Source organism: Embleya sp. NPDC020886 (assembly GCF_044333915.1).
Lineage (GTDB): Bacteria > Actinomycetota > Actinomycetes > Streptomycetales > Streptomycetaceae > Embleya.
Genome location: NZ_JBIRRX010000001.1, coordinates 1,232,640 through 1,257,551 on the forward strand (window position 1 = coordinate 1,232,640; position 24,912 = coordinate 1,257,551).

Genomic DNA, 24,912 nt, shown 5'->3' on the forward strand with positions numbered 1-24,912 from the left:
GGGGGTTCGCACCGGTCACGCATGACATTCCGTCAAAGTGCCCTGGCCGGTGCGGATCGTCTCCAGCGCCTTGAGCGCGTCGTCCAGCGTCTCCACCTGGACCAGGGTCAGCCCGCCCGGCTTGGTCTGCGCGGCGGAGACGCAGTTGGCCTTGGGCGTGAGGAAGTACTTGGCGCCCTGGCGGCGGGCCCCGATGGTCTTCATCTGGATGCCGCCGATCGCGCCGACCTTGCCCTCGTCGTCGATGGTGCCGGTGCCGGCCACGAACTTGCCGCCGGTCAGGTCGCCGGGGCTGAGCTTGTCCACGATGCCGAGCGCGAACATCATCCCCGCGCTCGGGCCGCCGACGTCCTCCAGGTGGATCTCCACCTTGAACGGGAATTTGGGCAGGATGCCCGGCGTGATGCCGACCAGGGCCCGGCCGTCGTCCTCGGCCTTGCGGGTGACCACCTGCACGTCGCGCCGGGTGCCGCGGGCGTCCGCAGGGTCGACGGTGAGCGTGACGCTCTCGCCGGCCCGGTGCTTGGTGATCGTCGCGGCGACGTCCTCGGCCTTGGTGATCGGCGTGCCGTCCACGGCCAGGATGATGTCGCCGGCGTGCAGCTTGCCGAGCGCGGGTGCGTCCTTGGCCACGGTGGCCACGATCACCTGCTTCTCGACCGGGATGCCGAGCGCCGCGAACGCCGCCACCTTGGCGTGCTCCTGCGACGAACTGAACTCCTCGGCGTTCTCCCGCTCGACCTCGGCTGCGGACTTGTCGTCGGGGTACAGCGACTTCTTGAGCACCACGTCCGCGTCGCCCTTGACCCAGCCGGCGAGCGCGTCGAGCAGCGGCATGTCGTAGGACTTGTTGGTCACCGACACGGTGGTCATGTTCAGGTGACCGCTCGTGGGATACGTCTCGTGGCCCGAGATCTCGATGACCGGCTTGCCGCCTTCGTCACCGAGCGTGTTGTACGTGGGCCCGGGGCTCAGCTCGGCATAGGGCACCGGCGCGAACAGGACGGCGCAGGCCAGGGCCAGCAGCAACAGCCCCGAGACGACCAGTGTGGCGGTGCGGCGCGACATGCGCCCGACCCTACGGCACCCGGGATTTCCCGGTGCGGCCCGGGCCGTCACGGGCTTTCGAGGCCCGGTTCCGGGGTGGGTTCGGCGGTGGCGTCGGGGAGGGGTTCGGGCCGGACCGGGGTCGCCGTGCGGACCCGGTCCAGGGCCGCGCTCCACTCCGCGAAGTCCGACATCGAGTCGTGCATGTTCGGCGTCCGAAACGACCGGCAGGTCCACGCCGCCCAGCTCACCGCGATCACCAGCGCCACCCCCGGGATGGCCCACCACCATGCGACCGACGCCATGACGTACTCCGTCCACGGGAGGGGGAGGCTGACGGCTTAAATCATATGTATGTGGTGGTGATGGTGCATTTCCGCTGCTCCGAGGCGGGTGGGGCCTCGGTGGCGCACGGGATTCGCGCGGCCGTGGGGGGGTCGGTCTCAGCAGGCGCCGACCCAGTCCGAGTCGCCGTCCACGAAGTGCTGGAGCTTCCAGATCGGCACCTCGTGCTTGAGCTCGTCGATCAGCCGTCGGCAGGCGGCGAACGCTTCGGCGCGGTGCGGGCACGAGACGGCGACCACGACCGCGAGGTCGCCGATCTCCAGCCGACCGACCCGGTGCACCGCGGCCATCGCGCGCACGGGCAGATCGGCCGCGATCTTCTCCATCACCCGACGCAGCTCGTCCTGGGCCGAGGGGTGTGCGGAGTATTCCAGCGCGGTGACCGAGCGTCCACTGTCGGCGTTACGGACCGTGCCGACGAACAGGTCCGTGCCGCCCGCGGACGGGTCGCCGACGGCGGCGAAAACCTCTTCGACGGACAACGGCGTGTCGCGGATCTCGGCGATGCGGATGACGTCCATACCGGGCAGTATCGCGCGCGGCGGGCCGGCACCGATCATGCCGGTCCCCCGTTCACCGCCGTTCGGCGCGTGCGCGTGCGTGCGGTCGCCCTGTCCGCGAGTGCCTGCCGCCTTCGCCGGGCGCTCGCGGACGGCGGCTCAGAAGCCGCGGCGCCGACGGCGGACCTTGCGCACGATCGCGGCGGTGCCCACCAGGGCCACCGTCGCACCCGCCGCACCGAGCGTGGTGGCGTCCTTGCGACCGAGCCGGCGGGCCACCAGCGCATGCCGGCCGTCGACGTCCTCCAGGAGCACCGCGAAGGCCGCCTCGTTGGTCCACGCCGGTCGCCAGCCCGCCACGCGCAACCGTTCGGAGGAGACCACCCAGCCGTGCATCGTGTACGCCAGGTCGCCCGCCGGGGCGGGGGTGATGCCCAGGCGGTGCAGCCGTTCGGCGGTGCCCAGCGCCAGCGACGCGGGCAACTCCATCCGGCGCATCCCGGACAGCTCCTCGATCTCCTCCTGCTCCAGCCAGCCCTCGGAGCCGACCGTGACCACACCCTCGACCCGGCCCAGCGCGGCGAATTCCAGCGCGGAGGCGAGGTCGTCCAGGTGGCAGAACTGCCAGCGGGGCTGCCCGCCGGAGACCACCAACAGGCGCGGCGCCTCGAAGTGCCGGGTCATCACGCTGTCCGCCTCGGGCCCGCCCACCAGGGTCGCCGGGCGGACCACGGTGACCTTGACGTGCGGGTGGGCGCGCGGGGTGCGCTCGGCCAGTTCCTCGATCTCCAGGAGATCGCCGACCAGCGAGGCGTCCGCCGTCGCGCGCAGCGGCGCGTCCTCGGCGAGCGGTACGGCGTTGTCCGGCAACGCCCCGTAGACCATCGCCGAGGTGCACAGCACCACCCGGGGCACCCGGGCCGCGGCGGCGGCGGTCAGCACGGTCTGCGTGCCGCGCACGTTGCGCGCGCCGCGGGCCCGGGGTTCGGAGTCGAGCGACATGTCGAGCGCGAGGTGCACCACCACGTCCACGCCCTCCAGCCGACCGGCCAGCGCGGGATCGCGGACGTCCATGATCCGCCACTGGGCGCCGGGAATCTCGCCGCGCCGCTCGTCGATCGCGATCAGACGTTTCACCTGGTCGTTCGTGGCCAGAAGCGAGGCGACGCGATGACCGAGGCCGGCCGCGGCACCGGTGACCGCGACGACCGGGCGCACCCGGGGCACACTCTTGTCCGAGGGCTGGTCCGAGGCCGAGGCGTTGGGCTCCGGAGCGGTCTCCGAGGCATCGGTCCCGGTGCCATCGCTCGTGCTCTCCCGCCCGCTCCGCCCAGAGCGAACGCGTGGGGGCTGGGAACTCACTGGCGGTCTCCCGTGGTTAGTTTGGTACGAGCGGTTCGTCAAGAAAGGTACGCGCGACTGCTTGCCTTTCCTGTCAGTGTCCGCGATCCATCCTGCCGGAGGTGTTGTTGTGATCTTCACGCCAGGCGCGAATCGGCGCTCCTGCGGCGTTGCCTCCGGCCGGGACGGCGGGCAGGCCGAGCGAGACGAGGTAACCGTGAGTCAGCATCGAGTGGTCGGGCCCGAGGGCGCCGCACACGTGGACAACGTAGAGGGGCCCAACCATGGCTGACTTCCCCTTCGGCTTCGGCAAGCCCTCGGGCGACGACGATCCCAATCGCCCCGGCGGTGGTTCCGGTGGCTCGAACCCCAATGACCCGTTCGGCTTCGGCGCGGCCGGCGGCGACCCCAACAATCCGTTCGGCGCGTTGTTCGGGCAGATGAACCAGGCGGATCTGGGCGCGGCCTTCCAGCAGCTCGGCAAGCTGCTGTCGTACGAGGGCGGCCCGGTCAACTGGGACCTGGCCCGGGACATCGCCCGGCAGACGGTGGCCCAGCAGGGCGACGCGTCGATCGGCGCGGTCGAGCGTGGTGGCGTCGAGGAGGCCGTGCGGCTGGCCGAGCTGTGGCTGGACGCGGCCACGTCGCTGCCCTCCGGGGTGAGCACCACCGCGGCCTGGAGTCGCGCGGAGTGGATCGAGGCGACGCTGCCGCAGTGGCGCGCGCTGGTCGAGCCGCTGGCGACCCGGGTGGTCGCGGCCATGGGCGAGATGATGCCCGACGAGATGCAGAGCATGGCCGGGCCGCTGCTGGGCATGATGCGCGGCATGGGCGGCGCGATGTTCGGCGCCCAGGTCGGGCAGGCGTTGGGCGCGCTGGCCGGCGAGGTGGTCGGTTCGACCGATGTCGGGCTGCCGATCGGGCCGGCGGGCAAGGCCGCGCTGTTGCCGGCCAACCTGACCGCGTTCGGCGAGGGCCTGTCGGTACCGCAGGACGAGGTCCGGCTGTACCTGGCCCTGCGCGAGGCGGCGCACCAGCGTCTGTTCGCGCACGTGCCGTGGTTGCGGCAACACCTGTTCGGCGCGGTCGAGGCGTACGCGCGGGGCATCAAGGTGGACATGAGCCGGCTGGAGGAGGCGGCGGGGCGGATCGACCCGAGCAACCCCGAGGCGCTCCAGGAAGCCTTCGCGCAGGGTCTGTTCGAGCCCGAGGAGACGCCGGAGCAAAAGACCGCGTTGGCGCGCCTGGAAACGGCGCTGGCGCTGGTGGAGGGCTGGGTGGACGCGGTCGTGCACAGCGCCGCGGAGTCTCGGCTGCCCTCGGCCGGCGCACTGCGCGAGACGCTGCGTCGGCGGCGCGCGACCGGTGGCCCGGCAGAGCAGACCTTCGCCACGCTGGTCGGCCTGGAGCTGCGCCCGCGCCGGTTGCGTGACGCGGCGCGGCTGTGGGCCTCGCTCGCGGACGCCCGCGGCGTCGACGGCCGGGACGCGGTGTGGCAACACCCGGATCTGCTGCCGACCGCCGACGACCTGGACGACCCGGACGGCTTCGTGCACCACGCCGAGCTGGACCTGTCCGGTCTGGACGCCGAGCTGGACGCGGACCTGGACAAGCTGGAGTCGACCGGCGACAAGGCGAGCGGCGACGACGGCGACGAGCCGGAAGGCAAGAACGACAAGGACGGCAAGGACGGCGGCACGGGGTCCGGCGCGTGAGCCTACGGCTCGACGCGGTCGACGTGCTGGCGAAGTGGGAGGCGCCCGACGATCGGGCGGACCGCTTGCGTCACGCCTACCTGACACACCTGGCCGCACATGAGGACGGCATGCTCAAGGCGTGTCCGCACGCGCACGTGACGGCGAGCGCGGTGATCGTGGACGCGGCCCGGGAGCGGGTGCTGCTTACCCTGCACGCGAAGATCCGCAAGTGGTTGCAGACCGGTGGGCACTGCGAGCCGGTGGATCGCACGCTGGCCGAGGCGGCGCTGCGCGAGGCCCGCGAGGAGTCCGGAATCACCGGCCTGACCCTGCTCGCCGGGGGCGCGCCGGTCGTCCTGGACCGGCACGACACGCCGTGCGCGGTGCACCTGGACGTGCAGTACGTCGCGCTGGCCCCGCCCGGTTCGACCGAGCTGATCAGCGACGAGTCGTTGGACCTGCGGTGGTTCGCGTTCGACGCGCTGCCCACCGAGACGGACGACTCGGTCCGGGCGCTGGTGGCCCGGGCCCGCGAGGTGTGCTGAGCGCCGCGACGCCACACCACGAGGGGCGCCGCCACCGATCCCGGTGGGGCGCCCCTCGGCGTGGACGGTTGCCGGCTACTGGCCCCAGGTGTTGCCCCGGACGCCGCCGTCCTGTCCCAGGCCCCGGTTGGCCAGGTATCCGCCGGCCGAGATGAACTCGACGGGCGGCAACATCTCGCTGGGCTGGACCACGACGTAGCCCTCGCCCGTGAAGCACATGTTCCAGCCCTCGCCGGTGCCCCGACGGCGGCGGTAGATCCGCGCCGAGTTGGTCTGCGCCTGCATGTTGATCGACAGCCCGGTGCTCCAGGCGATCACCGCGTCGGCGTCCGCGAACACCTCGGTGCCCTGGGTGGCCCGCATGATCAGCGGCTTTCCGGAGGTCATCAGCGCGATCTTGCCGTTGCCGCTGATGTCCAGGTTGTAGGAACCGGCGCCGGCGACCGACTGCGCGCTCTCGATCGCGACCACGTTCCAGCTCAGGGTGCTGTCCAGGGCCAGCACGTACTCGCCGTCCACGGTCAGGCCCTCGAAGTCGAGGTCGAGCACGTGGATCGACTGGGCCATGTTGGCCAGCCACATGGTGCCCGTGCCGTGGGCACGCATCAGGTTGAGCTGTTCGCCGGTCGCCGCGGCGGCCCGCTGCTCGGCGCCGGAGCGCATGTTCCCGTCGAAGTCGATCGCGCCTTGGTAGGCGACCATCGAGCCGACCCGGGCCAGACAGTGGTCCGGCAGTCCGTTGCCGAGCTGGACCTTGAGCATGTGCGCGTTCTGCAGACTGAACCGCTCGGGCGTCTGCGCGGGTGCGTGACCGAAAAGCGAGCTTTGCACGGTATTCCTCCTTCGCTCGCGGTCAGCCGCGCACGTGGAAACGGTCGGTGGCGTCCTCGGCCGGTTGCACGACGACGAAGCCGTTGCCCTTGAAGGACACCTGCATCGCCTCGCCGGAACCGCGCCCGACGATGCCGCCGAGCCGCATCGAGCGCTTGGTGCCGACCTTGAGGCTGGTGCTCCAGGCGACCAGCGCGTCCGGGTCGACGTAGGTCTCGCGTTCGGCCGGATTGAGCACGACCGGCGTGCCGCGCGTGGTGATCGCGACCCAGCCCTGACCGGAGAGCTCCATGTTGAACAGGCCGTTGCCGCTGAACTTCGCGGTGACCCCGCTCACCATCTTGATCCGGTGTTCCAGGTTTTCGTCGAACGCGAGGATGTTGCTCGCGTTGACCGACAGCCCCTCGCCCTGGTTGAGCTGCATGATGGCCACGTCCGCGCCGTAGTCGGCGAAGTAGATGTCACCCTGGCCGGTGCAGCTCATCAGTTGCATGCGCTCGCCGGTGATGCCGCTGGTCACTCGGCGCTGCGCGCCCTGGCCGTAACCGGCGAACCGGATGTAGCCCTCGTAGGCGATCATCGCGCCCTGCTTGGCCAACACGCCGGGCGAGCCGGGCTGGATGTTGACCCGACAGATCTTGTTGCCGTGCGCGCTCATCCGGGCCTGAGGGGCGGTCTGCCCGTACGCGGCGATCAGTTGCTGATCCATGTTCCCCTCACACCTCGTAGGGCTGGACGACGATGAAGTTGTTGCCGCCGGGCGGGCAGCGGAACTGCAGGTTGACCGTCTCGCCGCTGTGCCCGGGGAAGGCGGTCCGGCGCAGCCGCATCTGGGTGGTGGTGGAGACGTCCATGTCGGTCCACGCCACGATCGCGTTGCTGTCCGCGAAGGTCGGGCCCTGGACCGGGAGCACCAGGGGGATGCCCTGGGTCTTGACCACCACCGTGCCCTGACCGCTGAAGGTCTGCGCGAACAGCGCGCCGCCGGGGATGCCAACACCCTCGACCCGGGCCGGTTCGATGGTCAGGCCCTCGTCGAAGGCGAGCACGTTGGCCACGTTGACGAACAGCTTGTTGCCCTGGAGTTCGACCAGGTGCAGGTGGGCCGCGTCCTCGGCGAAGAACACCTCGCCGTTGCCCTCGCAGCGCATCAGTTCGAGCGACTGGCCGGTCTGCCGGTTGTCGTACCGGCTGCGCAGGCTCTGCCCCTGGAACTTGAACTTCACGTCGCCCTGGTAGGCCACCATCACGCCCTGGCGGGCGATCACCTTGCCGCCGGAGACGTCGACCCGAACCATCTTGGCGTTCTGCTGGGCCCAGCGGCCGCCGGCGGGCACCTCGCGGTACTGGTCGATGCCGTACTGGAAGGCCGGCTCGGGCGAGGCGATGCCCACTCCCTGCATGCCGGGCGGCGGGCCCTGCATCGGCGGACCCTGCATGCCGGGCGGCGGTCCGGGCGGGCCACCGGGCACCGGCATCTGGAGCGTGGGCTGCATCTGGCCGGGCTGACCCGCTCCCGGGTAGCCGCCGGGTCCGGGCGGGCCGGGCGGCGGGTAGCCCCCGGGGCCGGCCGGCGGCGGGTAGCCACCGGGCTGACCCATGCCGGGCGGTGCGGGCGGTGCCATGTGGCCCTGGTGCGGCGTCTGGTTCGGGTAACCGCCGGGGCCGGGCGGGCCGGGCGGCGGCGGGTAGCCACCGGGCGCGCCGTGCGGCGGGGTGCCGGGGTGCTGGTTGTACTGCGGCGGGCCGGGGGGCGGCGGGTAGCCGCCGGGGGCACCGTGCGGCGGGGCGCCGGGCTCCTGGTACTGCGGCGGGATGGGCGGGCCGCCGTGCATCGAGCCGACCGGTTGCGGTGCGCCGGGCGGCGGACCGAAGTTCGGCGCGGGCGCGGGCGGCGGCGGACCGCCGCCGGGCGGGCCGAACGAGGGCGCGGGCTGCTGGTGCGGCATCCCGCCGCCGGGCGGGGCGAATCCGGGGGCGGCGCCGGAGGGCACCGGGTCCGGCTTGGGCGCCTCGTCCGGCTCGTCCTCGGCGACCTCGCCACCGAAGTTCTCCAGGAGCGCGCGCAGCCCGCCGTCGAAGCCCTGGCCGACGGCGGAGAAGCGCCAGACGTCCTTCTTGTACACGTCCGCGATCATCACGGCACGCTCGGTGCTGAACTCGCGCCCGGTGAAGGAGTAGCGCGCGACCTCCTGGCCGCCCGCGACGATTCGCAGGTAGCCGGACGCGACCTGGGACATCACGCCGTCGCCGTCGATGGTCGCGGTGAACGCGAGCTTGTTGACGTTCGGCGGGACCCGGTCGAGTGTGACCCGGAAGGACTCGGTGTCGCCGGCCTGCGCGCCGAGGAGTTGGATCGACTCCTCGGGCGACTTGGGCTGGTTGAAGAAGATGAAGTACCGATCGTCGGACAGCCGTTCGCCCGCGTCCAACCCGAAGCACGCGATGTCGAACGTCAGCCCGGGGCTGTCCAACTGCACCCCGACATACAGATCGGTCCCCGCGGTCAGGTCGGACAGCTTCGACTTCTGTCCCTTCCTGAACTCGACCACTGTGTGGCTCCCTTCCCCGCTTTTCCGCCACCGGCGGTGCGGGCGCCCACCACCTGGGTCCCCGCCGCGCTCGGCACGCTACAACATCGGATCCGCCCCGGTCCGGGTACGGCACAACGCTCGACGGCACTCTCGTAGCGCCGACGAGCGATTCCCCACGACCGGTTCCCGGTGGCGTACGCGCCTCACGCTATACGTCCGAATCCGGCACCGCGACGACTCGTGCGGACCGGATCCGGGTCAGTCGCGAGGCTTGCGGCCGGCGCGATCGCGGGTTGTCCCGGCGCGTGTACCGTCCGCAGCCGCGGTGCCCTTGCGGGCTGCGCGCGGGCTCGGCGCGGCGCCTCGGCCGCGGCCGGTCGGCGCCGGTTCCGGCTGCGCCGCCTCCGGCGCGCCGGCCGGGGTTTCCACATCGTCCTTGTCGTCGCTCATCGCCAGTCCGCTCGCGGCCGCGACACCCTCCAGATATCCACGCGCGCGTTCGGTGCGCGGATATGCGGCGAGCAGGGTCCAAAAGCGTGGCCCGTGACCGGGCACCAGCAAATGCGCGAGTTCGTGCAGCAATACATAGTCGACGACATGAGTCGGCATGCCACGCAGTCGGGTGGAGAGCCGAATCGTGCCGTCGATCGGCGTGCACGAACCCCAGCGGGTGTTCTGGTTGCCCACCCAGCGCACGCTCGCCGGCTCCGCCCGCCCGTCCAGATAGCGGGCGGACAACTCCCGGGCCCGCACCGCGAGGTCCTCGTCGCTGGGGCGTCGGCGCCGCTCCTGCGCGGCCAGACGCTCCAGCATCACGCCGACCCAGCGTTTCTCCTCGGTCTGCGTCATCCGGCCGGGGAGCAGGACCACGGTGCGATCCCCGTCCCGGTATGCCGACACGGTTCGTTTCCGTCGGGCGCTGCGACGCACCTCGACGGCACCCTGGTAGGGGGCTCCGGACAGCATGTCGTGTCCGGCCCCGGGATCCGCGACCACAACCAGGACGTTAACCGACCGCACCGACAGGGCGCCCCCACTTCGGGCCGGCCGGGGATATTCGATACCGCCCGATCTCGCATCGCGGCGCGGGCATAAGCACTATTCGTTCGATAGTTCCCATTCCATTCCTCGCTGCCCAATATTTCCAAATAGCATATTCATACGCCGCCTGTGGACGACGAAATACCCGAGGAGCCGCAGCCGGGCACGCTGGGGTCGGCCGAGCCGTCCCGCCGATCTCGGCCGCCGTCCCGGTTCCCCGTGCACCGCTCCTCGGAGGTCTCCCATGCGCCCGCTCCTCAAGCCCGCCCTGCGTCGGTTGTGGCGCGATCGACAGACGCTGCAACTGGGCCTGGATCCGCGCCGGGCGGTGCTGCTAGGCGGGCTGGACCCGACCACCACACGGTTCGTCGAGCAGTTGGACGGCACCCGCGACCTGGACCGGACCTGGGAGCTGGCGGAACGGGTGGGGCTGGGCCGCGGGCGCGCCGAGGCGGTGCTCGACCTGCTGGCTCGCGAGGGGGTTCTGGAGGACGCCTCCGGGCGGCCCACCCCGGTGCCCGTGTTGCCTCGCGAGCGGGCCCGGCTGGGTCCCGACCTGACCTCGCTCACCCTGCTGCACGGCAGCGGCGACGCGGGGCTGGCCGCCCTGGATCGACGGGCGGGGGCGGTGGTCGCGGTGCACGGCGCCGGTCGGGTGGGCGCGGCGGTGGCCGGGCTGCTCGCCGCCGCCGGGGTGGGCCACGTGGTGCCCGCGGACCGCCGGCCGGTGCGCCCGGGCGACGCGGGGCCGGTGGCGTTCGGCTGGGACGAGGAGCGCCCGCGTCGGGAGACCACGGTCCGGGCGGCGCTGCGCCGCCTGGCTCCGGGCGTGCGGTGTGCGCTGCCCGCCGGACGCGGCACCCCCGACGTCGCGGTGCTCGTGCCGGAGGGCCGCCCGGATCCGGCGCCGGGTGCCCGGCTGGTCCGGCAGCGGGTCCCGCATCTGTACGCGGACATCCGCGAGACCACCGGGGTGATCGGACCGTTCGTGCTGGTGGGACGGTCGGCCTGCGGGCGCTGCCTGGATCTGGCCCGCAGCGACCGCGATCCCGGTTGGCCGCGCCTGCTCGCCCAACTCGCGGCGGCACCCGCGCCCGGCGACGCCCCGTGTGACGTGGTGCTCGCCACCGAGGTCGCGGCCCGGGCGGCCCTGCAGGTGCTCACCTTCCTCGACGGCGCGCTGCCCACCACCGTCGACGGCACGGTGGAGATCGAGCTGCCGGACGGCCTGACCCGGCGCCGAAGCTGGTCCCCGCACGCCCGCTGCGACTGCCGGGCCACCCACCCGGCGCAAGAGGTGGGGCCCATCACACATGCTGCGGCCTCGGGTCGGACACAATGGGTCGCGTGAGCGATCTTCCGCGCAGGGCCGTGACCCGCACCGCCAAGCTCGCGTCCCTCCCCTTGGGGGTGGCCGGCCGGGCGACACTGGGCCTGGGCAGGCGCATCGGTGGCAGACCGGCCGAGATCGTCGCCGCCGAACTCCAGCAGCGCACCGCGCAACAACTGTTCAAGGTGCTCGGCGAGTTGAAGGGCGGCGCGATGAAACTCGGGCAGGCCCTGTCGGTATTCGAGGCCGCGCTGCCCGAGGAGGTGGCCGGGCCCTACCGCTCGGCGCTGACCAAGCTCCAGGACGCGGCGCCGCCGATGCCGGCGCGTACCGTGCACAAGGCGCTCGCCGAGAATCTCGGCGACGACTGGCGCACGCTGTTCGAGGAGTTCTCCGAGGCCCCCGCCGCTGCCGCCTCGATCGGCCAGGTGCACCGGGCGGTCTGGCACGACGGGCGCGTCGTCGCGGTCAAGATCCAGTATCCCGGGGCCGGCGACGCGTTGATCTCCGACCTCAACCAGCTCGGCCACGTCGCGCGCTTCGCCGGCGCGCTGATCCCGGGCATCGACGTCAAGCCGCTGATCGCCGAGCTCAAGGCCCGGGTCGCCGAGGAGCTGGACTACCAGCTCGAAGCGGAGGCGCAGACCGCGCACGCGGTGGAGTTCGACGGCGACCCGGACATCTTCGTGCCGCACGTGGTGCACCAGACCGAGCGGGTGCTGATCACCGAGTGGATGGACGGCAAGCCGCTGTCCCAGGTGATCGACAAGGGCAGCCGGGAAGAGCGCGACCGGGCCGGGCACATGCTCAGTCGCTTCCTGTTCTCCGGCCCCGCGCGCACCGGCATGTTGCACGCGGACTCGCACCCGGGCAACTTCCGCCTGCTCGCCGACGGACGGTTGGGGGTGCTGGACTTCGGCACGGTCAACCGGCTGCCCGAGGGGCTGCCCGAACCGATCGGCCGGGCGTTTCGGCTCGCGCTCGACGGTGACGCGGAGAGCGTGATGCAGGTGCTCCGCACCGAGGGCTTCGTCAAGCCGTCGATCCGGCTGGACGCGGCCGAAGTCCTGGACTACCTGCTGCCGTTCCTGGAGCCGGCCGAGGCCGAGGAGTTCACCTTCACCCGGGCCTGGATGCGCGAGCAGGGCGCGCGGATCGGCGACCCGCGCAATCCCGCGTCCGCGCTGGCCAGGCAGCTGAATCTGCCGCCGAGCTATCTGCTCATCCACCGGGTCACGCTGAGCACGATCGGTGTGCTGTGTCAGCTCGGCGCGACCGCGCCCTTCCGCGAGGAGTTGGCCACCTGGTTGCCCGGCTTCGCCGAAGAGGACTTCGAGGCCGAGGAGTTCGACTTCTCCATCGAGGACGGCGACGAGGCCGAGGAGATCGAGGGCATCGACGGCGTCGAGAACTCCGGGGGTGCCGCCGGGCGTTAGGCCCGGCCGGCATCCCCGAACCGCCGAAGGGCGGGCACTCCCCTCGGGGAATGCCCGCCCTTCGGCGTGCCGCGCACCGGCTCTGCTACATCACCGCGATGGCGAGGGCCCGGCGTGCCCGCATGGAGGCGACCTCCGCCCGACGACGCATCCTGCGCGCCATCCGGACGTGGTACGCCCTGCGTTGGAGCTCCGCTTCACGGAGCTGTTGATCCATCTGAGCCCTCGCGAGGGCTTCGTTGATGAGATGCAACTCCCTGCTCCTGTCATTGGGCAAAACTGCGTTCGTGTCGTGGATGTGCTTCATGGGTTCCTGCGCGTACGTGGTGCGTCGGGTGCTCGTGCGTCGGGGTCCTGCGGGCGGGGTCACGCGGCGACCTCCGTCTTGCGCGGACGGCCACGGGGACGCTTGCGGGCGACGACGACGCCCTGCACGAAGAGCTCGCCACCCCAGACGCCCCAGGGCTCGCGGCGCTCGAGCGCGCCCTGCAGGCACATCTCGCGCACGGGGCACTCCCGGCAGAGGGCCTTCGCGTACTCGACGTCCTCGGGGGACTCGGCGAAGAAGACCTCGGGGTCGTAGGAACGGCAGGGGATCGTGGACTCGAGCTGCTCGACGTCCTCGAAAGCGGTAAGGGTCATCAGGTCTACCTCCGATGTCGCTGTGGCTGTGCTGCCGGGTGCGGGGGGTTTGCCGTGGGGCACGTGGTGCTCCTGTGATTCGTGGGACTCGTGTCCCCGGTGGTCGCTACTCGGTGCTGCTGACAGCCGACAAAAGACAAGGGCCGCGGATCCCGGTGTTCGGGATTCCGCGGCCCTGGAGGGTGCCGACCTGACGTCTCGTCAGGTCCTGTTCCTCCAGGACGGATACCCGTTGTTACCGGCAAAACCGGCCATGGTCATTCCATTGGCCTGCTGCGATTCCTGCGCCTGCGCCTGCTCACAAGCCGCCGCGCTCGACGGTCGCTCGTTGCGACGCGTCTTTGCTGCCTGCTCGCCTTGCCACGGACCCTCGGCGCTGCCCGCCAGACCGACCGGACCTGAGGCACCCGCGGCTGCGGACGCACCACTGCCGTTGCCACGCAGTCGCGCGGCGGCGGTGATCAGGGCATCGGTCCCGGCATAGGACAGATCCACGGGGAGTCCGACCAGGCCGGACTTGGACAGGGAGAGATCGGCATGCGACAGCTTGGCGGAGCCCACCGACACCACGACCGAAGCGGCGGCGAACGCCTGACGCTGGGCTTTCAAGTTCCTGGTAATCACGACGTTCACCTCCTTTCGAGAGGGCTTCGGGGCAACACCGCAGGGGTGCTTCCAAGTTTCATGGACGAGCACGGTCGAACGTTCCGACCGTGCTCGTGAGCGTAGATGCGGTTCGGAGCAGGACGCAAACGATTTATTGCATGGCCCTCGTCACTCGAGGGAAACCCCTCGGAATTCACTCCCCGGCGGGAGCATCCTCGTCCTCCGGGATGTGCTCGAAGTCGTCCGGTACGGGCTCGCCCACCAGGTCGTGGCCGGCACACAGCGCGAGCACGTCGTCACCGAAACGCTCCAACTTGGTCCGGCTCACCCCCGGAATGGCGGCCAGTTGGCGCTCGTTGAGCGGCCGGGTCTCCGCGATCGCGGTCAGCGTCGCGTCGGTGAAGACGACGAACGCGGGCTGGCTCTGTTCCTGCGCCCGCCCCAGCCGCCACTCCCGCAACTGCTCGAACAGGAACTCGTCGACATCCGAGGGGCAGTCCAGGCAGCGGCCGATCTTGCGCTCGGCGGCGTCCTGGAGCGCCCGCGCGCAGACCCGGCAGCGCACCGGGCCCACCTTGCGCCGGGGCCGAGTCGTACCGTCCGCACCGCGGCCCGCACTCGAGGCGCGGAACGTGTCCGGCCGGCCGGAGTCCGAGCCGGACGAACCGCCCACCCCGCGCAGCCCGTCCAGGAAGCGGGAAGCCTTGCGCGCCCGCCCGCCGGGGGTGCGGGCCTGCGCCCAGGACAGCGACAGGCGCTCGCGGGCGCGGGTCACCCCGACGTAGAGCAGCCGCCGCTCCTCCTCGATCTTGTCCGGGGTGTCCGCGTAGGCGATCGGCATCATGCCCTCGTTGAGGCCGACCAGGAACACCGCGTCCCACTCCAGGCCCTTGGCCGCGTGCAACGACGCGAGCGTGACCCCCTCCACCGTCGGCGCGTGTTGCGCGTTGGCCCGCTCGGCCAGTTCGACGGTGAAATCGCGCAGGGTCGCCTCGGGCCGCTTGGCCGCGAACTCCTCGGCGAGCCGCAACAACGCGGCCACCGACTCCCACTTCTCCCGGGCCTGGCCGGAACCGGCGGGTGGTTCCGCGCTCCATCCGGTGTTGCCCAGCACCGCGCGCACCTCGCCCGGGAGCGAGCCGGCCTCCGATTCGGCGCCGCCCGAGATCGCGTGTGCGCGCAGGAAGCCCATCGCCTGGCGGACCTCGGCCCGCTCGAAGAAACGCTCGGCGCCCTTGAGCAGATACGCCACGGATCGATCGGCGAGCGCCTGCTCGTACGCCTCGGACTGCGAGTTGGTCCGGAACAACACCGCGATCTCGGCCGGCCGCACACCCTCCTCGATCAGCGCGTGGATCTGCTTCGCGGTGCTCTCCGCCTCGGCCTGTTCGTCGGCGTGCTCGACGAAACGCGGGGCCGGGCCCTCGCCGCGCTGCGAGATCAGTTGCAGCCGGTGCTTGGCCGCCTCGCCCGAGGCGTGCGCGAGCAGCCGGTTGGCCAGGCCCACCACCTGGGGGGTGGACCGGTAGTCGCGGACCAGCTCGACCAGTTCGGCGTCCGGATACCGGCGGCGGAAGCCGAGCAGGTAGCCGGGCGTCGCGCCGGTGAACGAGTAGATCGTCTGACTCGCGTCGCCGACCACGCACAGGCTGCGCGCCTGGTTCGCCCACAGGTCCAGCAGTCGCTGCTGGAGCGGGTTGACGTCCTGGTACTCGTCCACGGTGAAGTGCCGGTACTGCGCCTGGACCGCCTCGCGCACCTCGGGGCGCTCGTCCAGCAGGCCGATGGTGAGCAGCAACACATCCTCGAAGTCCATCCGGCCCTTGCCGGACTTGATCTTCTCGTAGGCCGCGTAGACGTGGGCGATCTCGCCGGCCGCGCGCGGCGGCTTGCGACTCGCGGCGAGCACCGCGCGCGGATAGTCGTCCGGCGCGGTCTGGGTGGCCTTGGCCCACTCGATCTCGCCGGTGATGTCGCGCAGCTCGGCCCGATCGGCCCGCAGTCGGCAGTGTTGCACCGCGTCGCGGACCAGCATGATCTTGGTCTCCACGAGCTGGGGCGGCGCGCCGCCGAAGACTTTCGGCCAGAAGTAGGACAACTGGCGCAGGGCCGCCGAGTGGAACGTGCGCGCCTGCACGCCGGGCACACCCAGGTCGCGCAGCCGACCGCGCATCTCCGCCGCGGCGCGCGCGGTGAAGGTGACCGCCAGGGTCTGCCCGGGCTGCATCGCGCCGGTCAGCACCCCGTAGGCGATGCGATGGGTGATCGCCCGGGTCTTGCCGGTGCCCGCGCCCGCCAGTACGCACACGGCGCCGTCGACGGCCTTGGCCACCCGCCGCTGCTCGGGATCGAGCGCGTCCAGGACGTCGTCGGGGGAAGCGATCATCGACCCATCCTCTCAGGCATCCCGACGACGCGAGGCCGGTTGTGCACAGCGCCCGGATCGTGCACAGGCGCGGAATCAAACCGATCGCGCGCACGTTGGCGAGGTGAACAGCCGTTCCCGGACCGGGCGAACAAAGGAGTGCATGACGATGTCGGCCCCCGTGACGATGTACAGCACGACGTGGTGCGGCTACTGCCGCCGGCTCAAGAGCCAGATGGAGCGCGAGGGCATCGCCTACACCGAGGTGAACATCGAGCACGACCCCGCGGCCGCCGACTTCGTGATGAGTGTGAACGGCGGCAACCAGACGGTGCCGACGCTGGTGATCCTGCCGGCGGGCGGCGGGGAACCGCTGTGGACCGCGACCAACCCCAGCCTCGCCCAGGTCAAGGCCGCCGTCGCGGAGGTCGCCGCCTGAGTGCGGTCGATCCCGACGAGTGCCGCGGCCCGCGACGGATTCCCGTCGCGGGCCGCGGCACGTGCGGGCGGGGCTACCAGTGGTTGCCCTCGTCCAGGCTCTCGCCGTACCACGTCTCGATCAGGTAGCGGGCGATCGAGAGCGTCCCGGGCAGCAGCACCGCGCCCGTGTCGATCGCCTCCTTCAGTTGGGCCCGCGAATACCAGTGGGCCTCGGATATCTCCTCGCCGTCCACCCGCACCCGGTCGTCCTCGGCGTAGGCGATGAAGCCCAGCATCAGGCTGGAGGGGAACGGCCACGGCTGGCTGGCCAGGTATTCGGTGGACGTGGTGAGGACCCCGACCTCCTCGTGCAGTTCGCGCGCGACGGCCTGCTCCAGCGACTCGCCGGGCTCGACGAAGCCGGCGAAGGTGGAGAACCGCCGGTCCGGCCAACTCGCCTGCCGGCCGAGCAGGCACCGGTCGTCCCGGTCCAGCACCAGCATGATCACCGCCGGATCGGTACGCGGATAGTGCTCGGTCCCACAGGCCGGGCAGCGGCGTACGTGGCCGGCCGCGGCGATCTCGGTGGGCTGTCCGCAGCGCGCGCAGAACCGGTGGGTGCGGTGCCAGTGGTGCAGGCCGGTGGCATGCACGAGCAGGCCCGCGTCCCGGTCGTCCAGGAGCGTGCCGAGTTCGCGCAGGGTGCCCGCGCGCACCTGTCCCGCGGGCTCCGCCAACTCCTCCACCGTGACCGCGAAGTAGCTCACGCCGGCCGCGTCGACGCCGAGCAGACAGCGCTCGCCCGCGGGCGCGTGGGCCGGCTCGACCAGGACCAGGCGGGGTGCGCCCGCCTCGCCCGTCCAATGCGCGCGGCCCTGGGCCAGGACCAGCACGCGCGTTTCGGGCGTGCGCCACGCCTGGTCCAACCAGGCCTGGTCCAGGCGGTGTTCGGCCGCCCGGTCGAGGGTGCCTCGGGCCAACGCCTGCCCGGCGACAGGCTTGGGGTGGATCAACTGACGTCCCTCCCGGATCGTGCTTCGTGCCAGGTCGCCGCGAGATCGTCCCAAAGGTGTGCGGCGGCCTCCGCGCCCTTGAGGAGCAGCGGCTTCTCCACCTTCTCATCGACCGAATGCCAGCCGTCGTCGGGCAGCGAGACGCCCAGGAAGACCACCGGCGCGCCCAGCACCTCCTGGAGGTCGGCCTCCGGCCCGGAGCCGCCCTCGCGGGTGTACAGGATCTCCGAGTCGAACGCGCGGCCCAGCGCGCGGACCACCGAGCGCAGCGCGGGATGGTCCAGCGGGGTCAGGCACGGCCGTACGCCGGTGCCGAAGTCGAGTTCGCAGCGAATCCCGGCGGGCACCCGGTCGGCCACCCACGCGCGCACGATCCGGTCGATCCGCTCCGGGTCCTGCCGGTCCACCAGCCGGAAGGAGAGCTTGGCGTGTGCGGAGGCGGGCACGATCGTCTTGCGGCCGGGACCGGTGTAGCCGCCCCAGATGCCGTTGACCTCGGCGGTGGGCCGCGCCCAGACCCGTTCCAGCGTGGTGTAGCCGCTCTCGCCGCTCGCCGCCCCGGACTTCGCGTTCGCCAACCACGCGGCCTCGTCGAACGGCAGCTTGGCGAACAACTCCCGCTCGCGGTCCGTGAGTTCGCCGACCCCGTCGTAGAAGCCGGGGATCGTGACCCGACCGTCCTCGTCGTGCAGCGCGGCGATCAGTCCGGCGAGCGCGGTGGCCGGGTTGGGCACCGCGCCGCCGAAGGACCCGGAGTGGATGTCGGCGGTGGGACCGAAGAAGTCGATCTGCACCTCGGCCAGGCCGCGCATGCCGGTGCAGGTGCTCGGTGTGTCCGCGCCCCACATGCCGGTGTCGGAGACCACCACGACATCGCACGCCAGGCGATCCCGGCGCTCGCGCAGCAACGCGGGCAGGTGCTCCGAGCCGGACTCCTCCTCGCCCTCGACGATCAGCTTGAGGTTGACCGCGGGCGTCTTTCGGCCGGTCGCGGCCAGGTGCGCGCGCACGCCGAGCAGGTGGAAGAGCACCTGGCCCTTGTCGTCCGCCGCGCCGCGCGCGTACAGCCGGTCGCCCCGGTCGGTCGGCTCGAACGGCGGCGTGCTCCACCCGTCGGCGAGCGCCGCAGGCTGCACGTCGTGGTGTCCGTAGACCAGCACGGTGGGCGCGTCCGGGTCCGCGGAGGGCCACTCGGCGAACACCGCCGGCAGGCCGGCCGTCTCCCACACCTCGACGGTCGGGAAGCCCGCGTCGCGCAGCGCGCCGCCCAGCCACCACGCGCTGCGCTCGACGTCGGCCGCCGCGGCCGGGTCGCCGGAGATCGAGGGGATGGCCAACCAGGTGCGCAGGTCGGCGAGGAAGTCGGCGGCGTGGGCCTGCACGTAGGCGGAGATGTCGTGGTCGGGGATGCTCATGGATCCGACCATATGCCCGTCGCGCGGCTGCGCGGCGCGCGCGGCGGTGGGGCGGGCGATCGGCCCGCCCTCGCCCGCCCGCCGGGGTTACCGTCGGGCGATGACGACGCTGCGGATCGCGACCTTCAATCTCCTGCACGGCATGGATCTGGCCGACGGCGAGTCCGATCCGGAGCGGCTGCGCGCCGCGCTGGCCGACCTCGACGCCGACATCGTGGCCCTCCAGGAGGTCGACCGGCATCAGGAACGCTCGGGTGGCGCGGACCAGGCGGCGATCGCGGCCGAGGCGCTGGGCATGGCGCAGTGGCGCTTCCTGGCCTCGGTGCACGGCGTGCCGGCGCCGGTGTCGGGCTGGACCGAGGACGAGCCGGTGCCGGGCGAGCGGCGGGTCTACGCGGCGGGCGAGCGGGGCGAGGGCGGGCCGGGGTACGGCATCGCGCTGCTGTCCCGGTTGCCGGTCTCGCGCTGGCGGGTCCGGCGCTTCCCGGCCGCACCGCTGAGCCTGCCGCTGCGGGTGCAGGGCCGGCCCGGCCTGACCCGCGTCCCGGACGAGCCCCGAGGTGTGCTCGCGGCGGTCGTGGAGGGCCCGCACGGGCCGTTCACCGTGCTCGCGGCACACCTGTCCTTCGTACCCGGCTGGAACATCTCGCAGCTCGCCCGGATCCGCCGCTCCACCGCCGACCTGCCCGGCCCGCAACTGCTGCTCGGCGACTTCAACCTGCCCGGGCGCATCCCGCAGGCGGTGGTGGGCCGGCGCGGACGCGGCGCGGGTGCGGTGCGCTGGCGCTCGCTGGCCCGGGTGCCCACGTATCCCTCGTATCGCCCTCGGGTGCAGTTCGACCACGTGCTCGGGCACGGCATCGGTCCCGAGGCGGTCCGGCGCACCGAGGCGGTCCGGCTGGGCGTCTCGGACCACTGCGCGCTCGTGGTGGAGCTGAAGGTCGGCTGAGCGAGCGCGGGCTCAGGCGGTCAGCCGGGCCCCGCGCAGCCCGTCCTGCCGGGCGGCCACGGGCCGGTAGCGCAGCAGCACCATCGCCGCGTCGTCCTGGAGCGGATGGCCCACGTGCCGCTGTACGTCGGCCTCCAGCCGGTCCAGGGTGTCCTCGACCCCGGGCAGGCCGTCCGGCGCGCGATCCGGCAGCGGGTAGAACTCGCCGGCCGGGTTGCGCGCCTCGATGATCCCGTCCGTGTAGAGCAGCAGCCGGTCCTCGTTCAGCAACGGCACCCGCAGCACCGGCAGGTCGAGCCTGCGCAGGTCCAGGATGCCCAGCGGCGGGGTCGGGGCCGGCGGGTCCAGCGGCTCGGCGTGCGCCCCGCGCAGCAGCAGCGGCGCGGGATGGCCGCAGTTGAGGATGTCCACGCAGGCGCTGTCGCCGGGGAAGCCGAGCAGGATCAGCGTGACGAACTCCTCGTCGTCCTCGCCGAGCCGCCGCTCCAGGCTCGCCGACAACCGTCGGGCCACCCCCGGCAGGTCCGGCTCCTCGTACGCGGCCTCGCGAAACGCGCTGAGCACGGCGGCTGCGGTGCGCACCGCGCCGAGCCCCTTGCCGCGCACGTCCCCGATCGCGACCCGCACGCCGAAGGGGGTGTGCACCACCTCGTACAGGTCCCCGCCGATCCGCGCCTCGGCCGCCGCCGCGCGGTAGCGCACGCCGACGGTGAGCGGGCCCATGCTCCTGGGCACCTGGGGCAGCAGTACCTCCTGGGCCGCCTCGGCGACGCTGCGCACCTCCTCGATGGTGCGTTCCTGGCGCATTCGCACATGCACGCCGGCCCACGCCGTGGTGGTCACCAGCGCGATCGAGATGAGCGTGATGAACGGCTCGCCGCCGCCTCGGCCCTGGTTGAGCGCGGTCAGCGTCACCGACACCAGGGCCGCGACGGCCCCGGTGACCAGTGGCCCGCGCGGGGCCGTCTGGGTGAGGCCGGACAGCGCCGGTGCGACCGCGAGCAGCGGACCCACGTGCACGTTCTCCGGCGTCGCGGCGGCCAGCACCACGACCGCGAGGATCACCAGGAACGGCAGCAGGCGCAGGAACAGGTCGATCACCGGGAGCAACGGACGGTCGCCCGCAACGCCGACGAACCGCAATGCCCGCCTCGTCTGTGCTGTTCCGCGCACCGGTGCCGTTTCCCGTCCCGTTCGAAGTTCGCCGTCCTAGCCGACCCTCATAAACCATACGAGTGTCGGAAACCGGCCGCATCGGGCCCATCGTCACCCGTACCGGGTTTCGTGGGGATCAAGAGCCCGGGTGTCGGCCCGATTCGTCGGCTTCCGTAAAGAGCTGTTCCAGTTCGTCCCGACCGGGCAGGCCCCTGGGCCGAACGAGTTCCCCGGTGCGCACGTACAAGAACGCGGCCGAGACGTCTTCGATCGGCAGCTCGGCGTACTCGGCCCAGGCCAGCCGGTAGACCGCGAGCTGGAGCGGGTCCGCGTTCTGGACCCGGTTCGTCTTCCAGTCGACCACCTCGAAGCCGTCGCCCTCGCGGTAGACCGCGTCGATCCGGCCGCGCACGATCCGGCCGCCGAGAAAGAGCTGGAAGGGTGCCTCCACCCGGTACGGGGCGCGCTGCGCGTAGGGGGTGCGCAGGAACGCCTCCTGGAGCGCGAGCAGGTCCGCCTCGTCGGTGATCTCCTCGTCGGCCGCGCCCGGCAGGTCGTCGGGTTCGAGCAGCGGGCGCTCGCCGAACAACGACTCGACCCACGCGTGGAAGCGGGTACCGCGTCGGGCCGCGGGGGCGGGCGGACGCGGCATCGGCCGGGCCAGCTCGCGCGCGAGCCCGTCCGGGTCGTTGGACAGGCGCAACATCTGGGACGCGGACAACGTCGCGGGCAGCGGCACCTCGCGCACCCCGGATCGGCCGCGGCGCAGTTCCTCGGCCAGCCGGACCAGGTCGCGATCCCACGACTCGATCAGGGCCAGTTCGTCCGGCGTGGGGTCGAAGTCGCCGGCGCCGGCCGCGGGGCCCTCGACCGGTGGGTGGCCGGCGCGTACCTCGTCGGAGGGGCCGCGAACCTCGGCCCGGTGCCCGAGCGGGTCCTCGTGCCCGCGCGCGCCCCGGTCGAGGTCGGGCGGCCCGGCGTCGTCCTCGGGCGGCGGCGCGTCCTCCGGATCCGCCGGGACGTAGGCGTCGTAGACCTCGACCGGCACCTGCTCGTCGTCGGCCGGCCCGAAACCGGCCCCGGACGCGTGCTCGGCCTCGGGCTCGGTCTCGACCCGAGCGTCGGCCCCGGGCAGGGCTTCGGCTTCGGGCTCGACCGACGGATGTTGCACCGCGTGGTCGACCCGCCGGGCCGCCTCGCGCCGGGCCAGTTCGGCGAGCACCGCGTCGGCCGCGCGGCGGCGCTCCACCAGCGCGGTCGCGTCCAGCGGCAGCGGCCAGGCGTGCTCGACGGTGTCCGCGAGATACGGGTTGAGCGATTCGGCGGGCTCGGGGGTCCAGACCTCGACGGCGCCGTTGCCGGCCCGGCAGTGCTCGCGCAGTCGGGTGAGGAACATCGACGGCCCACGCGGCTTCCTCTGGGTGGGCCCCCACCAGTGCCCGGAGGCGATCAGCAACTGCTTGGGCCGGGTGAAGGTCACGTAGCCCAGACGCAGTTCCTCGGTCGCCTGATGCTCGCGCATCGAGGCGTCGAACGCCTTGAAGCCCTTGGGCGTCAGGTCGGGCAACACCGCGAGCGCGGCCGCGTCGCCGCGCAGCGGATGCGGCAGCGCCTTGCCGTTGGTGATCCACTTGCTCTGCGTGCGCACGCTGGGGAAGACCCCCTCGATCAGCCCGGGGACCGCGACCACCTCCCACTCCAGGCCCTTGGACTTGTGGGCCGTGAGCACCTTCACCGAGTCGCCGGCCGTGGGCAGACTGCCGTCCAGGCCCTTGTCGTGTTCGGCGGCGGTGCGCAGGAAGGCGAGGAACGCGGTGAGCGAGGGGTCGCCGTCCAGGTCGGCGAAACCGGCCGCGACGTCCAGGAAGGCGTGCAGCGTCTCCCGGCGGCGGGCGGCCAGCGCACCGGGCGACGCGGACAACTCGACTTCGAGGCCGGTACCCGCGAGCACCCGGTGCAGCAGGTCCATCAGCGGTTCGCCCAGGTGCCGGCGCAGGTCGCGGATCTCGGTGGCCACCCGGGCGAACCGGCGGCGGGCCTCGGCCGAGAACGCGTACTCCTCGCCCGGGTCGGCGAGCGCGTCGGAGAGCGAGACCACCTCGGTGGGGTCGATCCCGGCCACCGCCTCCTCCAGCCGCGCGTCGGCGTCGTCGGCGCCGGCCCGGTCGACCCGGACCAGTTCGGCGGCCCGACGGCCCAGCAGGGCCAGGTCGCGCGGGCCGATCCGCCAGCGCGGCCCGGCCAGCAGGCGCACCAGCGCGGAGTTGGCGGTGGGGTCGTCGAGCACCTCGCACACGGCCACCAGGTCGGCCACCTCGGGCAGGTGCAGCAGCCCGGACAGGCCGACCACCTCGACCGGGACGTCGCGCCGCACCAGGGCCGCGTGGATGTCCGCGAAGTCGGCGGCGGTGCGCGCGAGCACGGCGACGTCGCCGGGCGTGATCGGGTCGCCGTCCTTGTCCAGGACGGTGCCGATCGCGGTCTTGATCCGGTCCGCGAGCCAGTCGATCTCCGCGGCGTGGGTGGGCAGCAGCGCGGCGACCGCCCATCCCTCGTGCTCCGCGCCGGGTCCCGGGCGCAGCGCCTCCACCCCGCTCTCGGGGGTGCGCAGCGGGGCGGAGAGGTCGTTGGCGAAGGTGAGGATCCGGCCGCCGCTGCGCCGGTTCTCGGACAGCGCGTAGCGGGCCGCGGGGGCGCCGTCGCGGCCGGGGAAATGCACCGGGAAGTCGTGGATGTTGGCGACCGAGGCGCCGCGCCAGCCGTAGATGGCCTGGCACGGGTCGCCGACCGCGGTGACCGGGTGGCCGTTGCCGAACAGCCCCTGCAACAACACGCGTTGGGCCACCGAGGTGTCCTGGTACTCGTCCAGGAGCACGACCCGGTAGGTGTCCCGCAGGATCTCGCCGACCTCGGGCCGCTCGCCCGCGATCCGGGCCGCGTAGGCGATCTGGTCGCCGAAGTCGAGCAGGTCGCGGCTGCTCTTGGCGTGCCCGTACGCGTCCACCAGGCGGGTCAGGTCGAGCCGGTTGCGGGCCGCGTCGGCGGCCTTGCGGGCGGCGGCGGAGGGCTTGGCGGCGGCCTCGACGTCGGCGACGAAGGCCCGATCCCATTCCTGGAGCCGTTCGGGGGAGACCAGGTGTTCGGCGAGTTCGCCGCCCAGGTGCAGGACCGAGGACACCACGTCCGGCAGCCGGCCGGTCAGCGTCGGGAAGGGGCCGCGTGCGGTACGGGCGGCCCGGGCCGCGAGCTGGTAGCGGGTCGCGTCGGCGAGCAGCCGCGCCGAGGGCTCCAACCCGATCCGCAGGCCGTGCTCCTGGAGCAGCCGGCCCGCGAACGCGTGGTAGGTGGACACGGTCGGCTCGCCCGCGTCCTCGTCGGCCGGGATCTCCCCGCCGCGCAGTTGCCCGATCGCCTTGCGCACCCGCTGGGCCAGCTCGCCGGCCGCCTTGTTGGTGAAGGTGAGGCCGAGCACCTGGTCGGGGCGCACCGCGCCGGTTCCCACCAGCCACACCACGCGGGCGGTCATCACCGTGGTCTTGCCGGATCCGGCGCCGGCCACGATCACGCCGGGGCCCAGTGGGGCGAGCACGGCGTCGAGCTGCTCGGGCGTGAAGGGGATCCCGAGGAGGCGACACAGGTCGTCCGGGTCGGTCAGTACGGCGTGCACCGGAGGAACACTAGCCCCGCACGGCGACAGGGA

General features: G+C 72.5%; 21 protein-coding genes and 1 pseudogene. 6 read left to right on the forward strand and 16 right to left on the reverse strand.

The window, feature by feature from the left end:
• Positions 1-15: 15 nt before the first annotated feature.
• The 4 genes from ACH4U8_RS05140 to ACH4U8_RS05155 all read right to left on the reverse strand — a co-directional run bounded on the left by ACH4U8_RS05140 (position 16) and on the right by ACH4U8_RS05155 (position 3,254).
• The gene (locus ACH4U8_RS05140) at positions 16-1,068 is read right to left on the reverse strand and encodes a PDZ domain-containing protein (RefSeq protein WP_395775851.1); all 1,053 of its coding nucleotides are present in this window, start codon (positions 1,066-1,068) and stop codon (positions 16-18) included.
• A 47-nt stretch (positions 1,069-1,115) separates the two neighbouring features.
• Positions 1,116-1,352, reverse strand: a complete 237-nt coding sequence (locus ACH4U8_RS05145; protein ID WP_360308317.1) for a hypothetical protein — start codon at positions 1,350-1,352, stop codon at positions 1,116-1,118.
• Positions 1,353-1,490: 138 nt separating this feature from the next.
• Entirely contained in the window at positions 1,491-1,952 is a 462-nt protein-coding gene (locus ACH4U8_RS05150) for a molybdenum cofactor biosynthesis protein MoaE (protein WP_360308314.1), read from the reverse strand.
• Positions 1,953-2,051: 99 nt separating this feature from the next.
• Entirely contained in the window at positions 2,052-3,254 is a 1,203-nt protein-coding gene (locus tag ACH4U8_RS05155) for an NAD-dependent epimerase/dehydratase family protein (RefSeq protein ID WP_379991127.1), read from the reverse strand.
• Between the two features lie 263 nt (positions 3,255-3,517).
• Here ACH4U8_RS05155 and ACH4U8_RS05160 point away from each other — a divergent pair, with 263 nt between their 5' ends.
• The gene (locus ACH4U8_RS05160; protein ID WP_360308309.1) at positions 3,518-4,948 is read left to right on the forward strand and encodes a zinc-dependent metalloprotease; all 1,431 of its coding nucleotides are present in this window, start codon (positions 3,518-3,520) and stop codon (positions 4,946-4,948) included.
• Positions 4,945-5,475, forward strand: a complete 531-nt coding sequence (locus tag ACH4U8_RS05165) for an NUDIX hydrolase (protein ID WP_379991128.1) — start codon at positions 4,945-4,947, stop codon at positions 5,473-5,475. The genes ACH4U8_RS05160 and ACH4U8_RS05165 overlap by 4 nt, the downstream gene beginning before the upstream one ends.
• Before the next feature lie 75 nt (positions 5,476-5,550).
• Here ACH4U8_RS05165 and ACH4U8_RS05170 read toward each other — a convergent pair whose 3' ends face one another.
• From ACH4U8_RS05170 to ACH4U8_RS05185, 4 genes and pseudogenes are all read right to left on the reverse strand, one after another.
• Complete coding sequence (locus tag ACH4U8_RS05170; RefSeq protein ID WP_395775852.1) at positions 5,551-6,306, reverse strand: AIM24 family protein; 756 nt, start codon at positions 6,304-6,306, stop codon at positions 5,551-5,553.
• Positions 6,307-6,328: 22 nt separating this feature from the next.
• Positions 6,329-7,015 carry an AIM24 family protein gene (locus tag ACH4U8_RS05175; protein WP_360308300.1) on the reverse strand — a complete coding sequence of 229 codons (687 nt, stop codon included), beginning with the start codon at positions 7,013-7,015 and terminating at the stop codon, positions 6,329-6,331.
• A 7-nt stretch (positions 7,016-7,022) separates the two neighbouring features.
• Positions 7,023-8,858 carry a TerD family protein gene (locus tag ACH4U8_RS05180; RefSeq protein ID WP_360308297.1) on the reverse strand — a complete coding sequence of 612 codons (1,836 nt, stop codon included), beginning with the start codon at positions 8,856-8,858 and terminating at the stop codon, positions 7,023-7,025.
• A 435-nt stretch (positions 8,859-9,293) separates the two neighbouring features.
• Positions 9,294-9,806: pseudogene (locus ACH4U8_RS05185) on the reverse strand (M48 family metallopeptidase); the annotation flags it as partial.
• 319 nt (positions 9,807-10,125) lie between these two features.
• On the opposite strand from ACH4U8_RS05185, the gene ACH4U8_RS05190 reads away from it, so the two are divergent.
• Both ACH4U8_RS05190 and ACH4U8_RS05195 read left to right on the forward strand, forming a co-directional pair.
• Positions 10,126-11,232 (forward strand): ThiF family adenylyltransferase, encoded by a 1,107-nt coding sequence (locus ACH4U8_RS05190; protein ID WP_360308294.1) that lies wholly within the window; start codon positions 10,126-10,128, stop codon positions 11,230-11,232.
• Positions 11,229-12,647, forward strand: a complete 1,419-nt coding sequence (locus tag ACH4U8_RS05195; protein WP_360308291.1) for an AarF/ABC1/UbiB kinase family protein — start codon at positions 11,229-11,231, stop codon at positions 12,645-12,647. The genes ACH4U8_RS05190 and ACH4U8_RS05195 overlap by 4 nt, the downstream gene beginning before the upstream one ends.
• Before the next feature lie 85 nt (positions 12,648-12,732).
• Here ACH4U8_RS05195 and ACH4U8_RS05200 read toward each other — a convergent pair whose 3' ends face one another.
• The 4 genes from ACH4U8_RS05200 to ACH4U8_RS05215 form a co-directional block, all read right to left on the reverse strand.
• Positions 12,733-12,954, reverse strand: a complete 222-nt coding sequence (locus ACH4U8_RS05200; protein ID WP_355541032.1) for a hypothetical protein — start codon at positions 12,952-12,954, stop codon at positions 12,733-12,735.
• A 59-nt stretch (positions 12,955-13,013) separates the two neighbouring features.
• A complete protein-coding gene (locus ACH4U8_RS05205) occupies positions 13,014-13,352 on the reverse strand; it encodes a WhiB family transcriptional regulator (RefSeq protein ID WP_026218651.1) in 339 nt (112 codons plus the stop codon).
• Between the two features lie 138 nt (positions 13,353-13,490).
• Positions 13,491-13,922 (reverse strand): hypothetical protein, encoded by a 432-nt coding sequence (locus ACH4U8_RS05210; protein WP_360308288.1) that lies wholly within the window; start codon positions 13,920-13,922, stop codon positions 13,491-13,493.
• A 166-nt stretch (positions 13,923-14,088) separates the two neighbouring features.
• Positions 14,089-16,281: an ATP-dependent DNA helicase UvrD2 gene (locus ACH4U8_RS05215; protein ID WP_395775853.1), complete on the reverse strand. Its 2,193-nt coding sequence runs from the start codon at positions 16,279-16,281 to the stop codon at positions 14,089-14,091.
• Positions 16,282-16,429: 148 nt separating this feature from the next.
• Between ACH4U8_RS05215 and ACH4U8_RS05220 the strand changes: the two genes are divergently transcribed.
• On the forward strand, positions 16,430-16,699 hold the full coding sequence (locus ACH4U8_RS05220; protein ID WP_360308282.1) for a mycoredoxin: 270 nt from the start codon (positions 16,430-16,432) through the stop codon (positions 16,697-16,699).
• 73 nt (positions 16,700-16,772) lie between these two features.
• On the opposite strand, the gene nudC is transcribed toward ACH4U8_RS05220, so the two are convergent.
• Positions 16,773-17,693: an NAD(+) diphosphatase gene (nudC, locus tag ACH4U8_RS05225; RefSeq protein ID WP_360308279.1), complete on the reverse strand. Its 921-nt coding sequence runs from the start codon at positions 17,691-17,693 to the stop codon at positions 16,773-16,775.
• Positions 17,690-19,108 carry a dipeptidase gene (locus ACH4U8_RS05230; RefSeq protein ID WP_360308276.1) on the reverse strand — a complete coding sequence of 473 codons (1,419 nt, stop codon included), beginning with the start codon at positions 19,106-19,108 and terminating at the stop codon, positions 17,690-17,692. The genes nudC and ACH4U8_RS05230 overlap by 4 nt, the downstream gene beginning before the upstream one ends.
• A 100-nt stretch (positions 19,109-19,208) precedes the next feature.
• Here ACH4U8_RS05230 and ACH4U8_RS05235 point away from each other — a divergent pair, with 100 nt between their 5' ends.
• Positions 19,209-20,057 carry an endonuclease/exonuclease/phosphatase family protein gene (locus ACH4U8_RS05235; protein ID WP_360308273.1) on the forward strand — a complete coding sequence of 283 codons (849 nt, stop codon included), beginning with the start codon at positions 19,209-19,211 and terminating at the stop codon, positions 20,055-20,057.
• A gap of 12 nt (positions 20,058-20,069) precedes the next feature.
• Here ACH4U8_RS05235 and ACH4U8_RS05240 read toward each other — a convergent pair whose 3' ends face one another.
• The gene (locus tag ACH4U8_RS05240; RefSeq protein ID WP_395775854.1) at positions 20,070-21,158 is read right to left on the reverse strand and encodes a PP2C family protein-serine/threonine phosphatase; all 1,089 of its coding nucleotides are present in this window, start codon (positions 21,156-21,158) and stop codon (positions 20,070-20,072) included.
• Positions 21,159-21,348: 190 nt separating this feature from the next.
• Positions 21,349-24,879, reverse strand: coding sequence for a UvrD-helicase domain-containing protein (locus ACH4U8_RS05245; RefSeq protein WP_395775855.1), 3,531 nt, complete (start codon positions 24,877-24,879; stop codon positions 21,349-21,351).
• Between the last annotated feature and the right edge of the window lie 33 nt (positions 24,880-24,912).